Annotated in this window: 3 protein-coding genes; all 3 read right to left on the bottom strand. The window is 37.9% G+C overall.

All coding sequences use genetic code 11. The features are described from left to right. Positions 1–575: nitrilase-related carbon-nitrogen hydrolase (locus tag ACY65O_RS19895; protein ID WP_462222604.1), on the bottom strand; the 575-nt coding region annotated here is incomplete at its 3' end. A 98-nt stretch (positions 576–673) separates the two neighbouring features. Further along, the gene (gene hydA / locus ACY65O_RS19890) at positions 674–2,056 is read right to left on the bottom strand and encodes a dihydropyrimidinase (protein WP_462222603.1); all 1,383 of its coding nucleotides are present in this window, start codon (positions 2,054–2,056) and stop codon (positions 674–676) included. A gap of 201 nt (positions 2,057–2,257) precedes the next feature. Continuing rightward, the coding region (locus tag ACY65O_RS19885; RefSeq protein WP_462222602.1) for a cytosine permease at positions 2,258–2,614 on the bottom strand (357 nt) is incomplete at its 5' end.

Genomic DNA, 2,614 nt, shown 5'->3' with positions numbered 1-2,614 from the left:
CCGGCAACAGTTGCTGATGGATTGTAAACAATTTCTGCGCCATTCAATCCTAAACATCTTGCACCATCAGGAAAGTGGCGGTCGTAACAAATGTACACGCCCACTTTTGCATACTTTGTCTGAAACACAGGATAGCCGAGGTTTCCGGGTTTAAAGAAAAACTTTTCCCAAAAGCCTGAAGTGTGCGGAATATGATTTTTTCTGTACTTGCCCAGGTAAGTTCCATCGGCATCTATTACTGCGGCGGTATTGTATAACACTCCCGCCTGCTCTTTTTCGTACACCGGAACAATGATGACCATGTTGTATTTTTTTGCGTACGTGGCCATCAAATCTGTTGTAGGACCGGGAACAGTTTCTGCACTCTCGTACCATTTTTTATCTTGCCCCGGACAAAAATAGGGTGTGTTAAAAATTTCCTGCAAACATAAAATTTGCACGCCTTTTTTTCCGGCTTCTTCAATTAAAGGAATATGTTTTTGCACCATGGCATCAACAATTTCTTTGATGGTTCCTTCGCCTTCTGTTTTGGGTAAGGACATTTGGATGAGTCCTGATTTGATGATTCTTGGCATAGTTAAAAATTTTGCCACTATCTCCGCCAGCTGGCGGAGATAGTGGAGAAGATTATGTTTTGTTTTTTATCTAATTCAAATTTGAGAAACTTTAGACTCTATATTTTCTGTTCTACTTTATTTCGTTTTATAAATTTACCGAATCCTTTTTCAATTTTGCATTCATTGTTTTCAATGGCAACTTGTCCCCGTAACAAAACTGTTTTTACTTTACCTGTTACTTCCCATCCTTCGTAACCACTGTAATCTACATTCATGTGATGAGTTTTTGCAGACAGAATATGTTTTTCTTTCGGATCAAAAATCACAAGGTCTGCATCGCTGCCCACAGCAACAGTTCCCTTGCGGGGAAACATGCCAAATATTTTTGCAGGATTGGTGCAGGCCACTTCTACATATTTATTCAGTGTAATTTTATTTTTTGCAACTCCTTCGCTGAATAATAATTCCATACGGTTTTCTATTGCAGGATGACCATTGGGAATTTTACTAAAATCATCTTTGCCCATTAATTTTTGCTCCCATTTAAAAGGACAATGATCTGTTGCCACCACCTGTACCAACCCTTGATTTATTCCTGCCCATAAAGTTTGCTGGTCTTTCTTTTCTCTCAGCGGTGGGCTCATTACCCATTTGGCACCTTCAAAATTTTGTTCGTAAAGCGATGCATCTAAAATTAAATATTGTATGCAGGTTTCTACAAATACTTTTTGATTTCTTTTTGTTGCATTGCGTACGGCATTCAATGCGCCTTCGCAGGTGAGATGAACAATGTAACCGGGGCAACCGGTGTAGTTACTCATATCCACAAAACGTTCGCTGGCTTCTGCCTCGGTAACTTCTGGCTGAGAAAGATAATGGTAAAGCGGAGAAAGTTTTCCTTCGCCACGATGTTTTTGGGTGAGGTAATCAATCATATCACCATTTGTAGCATGTACATTAATTAAGCCGCCATGTTTTTTTACTTCTTCCATCAGGCCAATCATCTGCCTGTCGTCAATCATTAGTGCCCCTTTATAAGCCATAAAAGTTTTAAAAGAAGTGATTCCTTCTTTTTCTATAAAATCTTTTATTTCTGTTTTTGTATCGTCATTAAAATCGGTAACAGCCATGTGAAAACTGTAATCGCCTACGCAATTATTATCGCTCCTGCTTTTCCATTCATCCAAAGCCGCATGCAAACTTTTGCCTTGTTTTTGTAAAATAAAATCTATAACCATGGTAGTGCCGCCAAATAATGCAGCCCTTGTGCCGGTTTCATAATTATCAGATGAATATGTTCCCATGAAAGGCATATCTAAATGCACATGTGGATCTATGCCGCCGGGAAAAACTAATTTGCCTGAGGCATCGATAGTTTTATCTGCTTTTAGATTCAGATTTTTACCGATGGAAGAAATGGTTTCATCTTCGATAAAAATATCCGCTACATAATTATCTGTAGCAGTGATGATATTTGCGTTTGTGATCAAAATACTCATGGCGTAATCTATTTCTTTGTTTGAGTTCTTGAAACTTCAATTGAAACCTCAGGTTTTTATTTTTTATCTTGATATCACAAATGGTGATTTCAAGTTTTCTCTGATTCTCTAAGAACTCATCGCATTTTGTGATGAGATAGAATTTTTTATCATCACAAATTGTGATGATGAAATCTTTTTAAACCTCTCCTACCTTTTTCATCAAAACTTATCTTTCTTCATCAACAATAAATATACAACCCCGCTCACCAAAAACCCAACAAACCATGCATAATGATATAACTCCGAAATCCATACAGGAAATGCAGTTGATGAAACTAATTTTATCTGCAATAAAAACCCTGGAATATTTGGCAGAATGCCACAGAGCAAAGCAGTGATGGCTTTACTATTAAAGCCATTGCCATAACTGTAACTGCCGCCATGTTTATACAAATCATCCGCTACTAAATTTTTCCTTCTTATAAAAAAATAATCTGCAATCATAATGCCGCCAACAGGGCCAAGCAAACTGGAGTAAGCCACCAGCCAGGTAAAAATATAACCATCGGGGCTTGC

Origin of the sequence: Ferruginibacter sp. (assembly GCF_031430955.1) — a bacterium.
Lineage (GTDB): Bacteria > Bacteroidota > Bacteroidia > Chitinophagales > Chitinophagaceae > Ferruginibacter.
The sequence above is the reverse complement of the archived record's forward strand: the minus strand, read 5'-3'. Positions and strand labels throughout refer to the sequence as shown.

Excerpts from the sequence above, each read along its gene's own strand:
- hydA (WP_462222603.1), bottom strand. The coding sequence starts at position 2,056 with ATGAGTATTTTGATCACAAACGCAAATATCATCACTGCTACAGATAAT.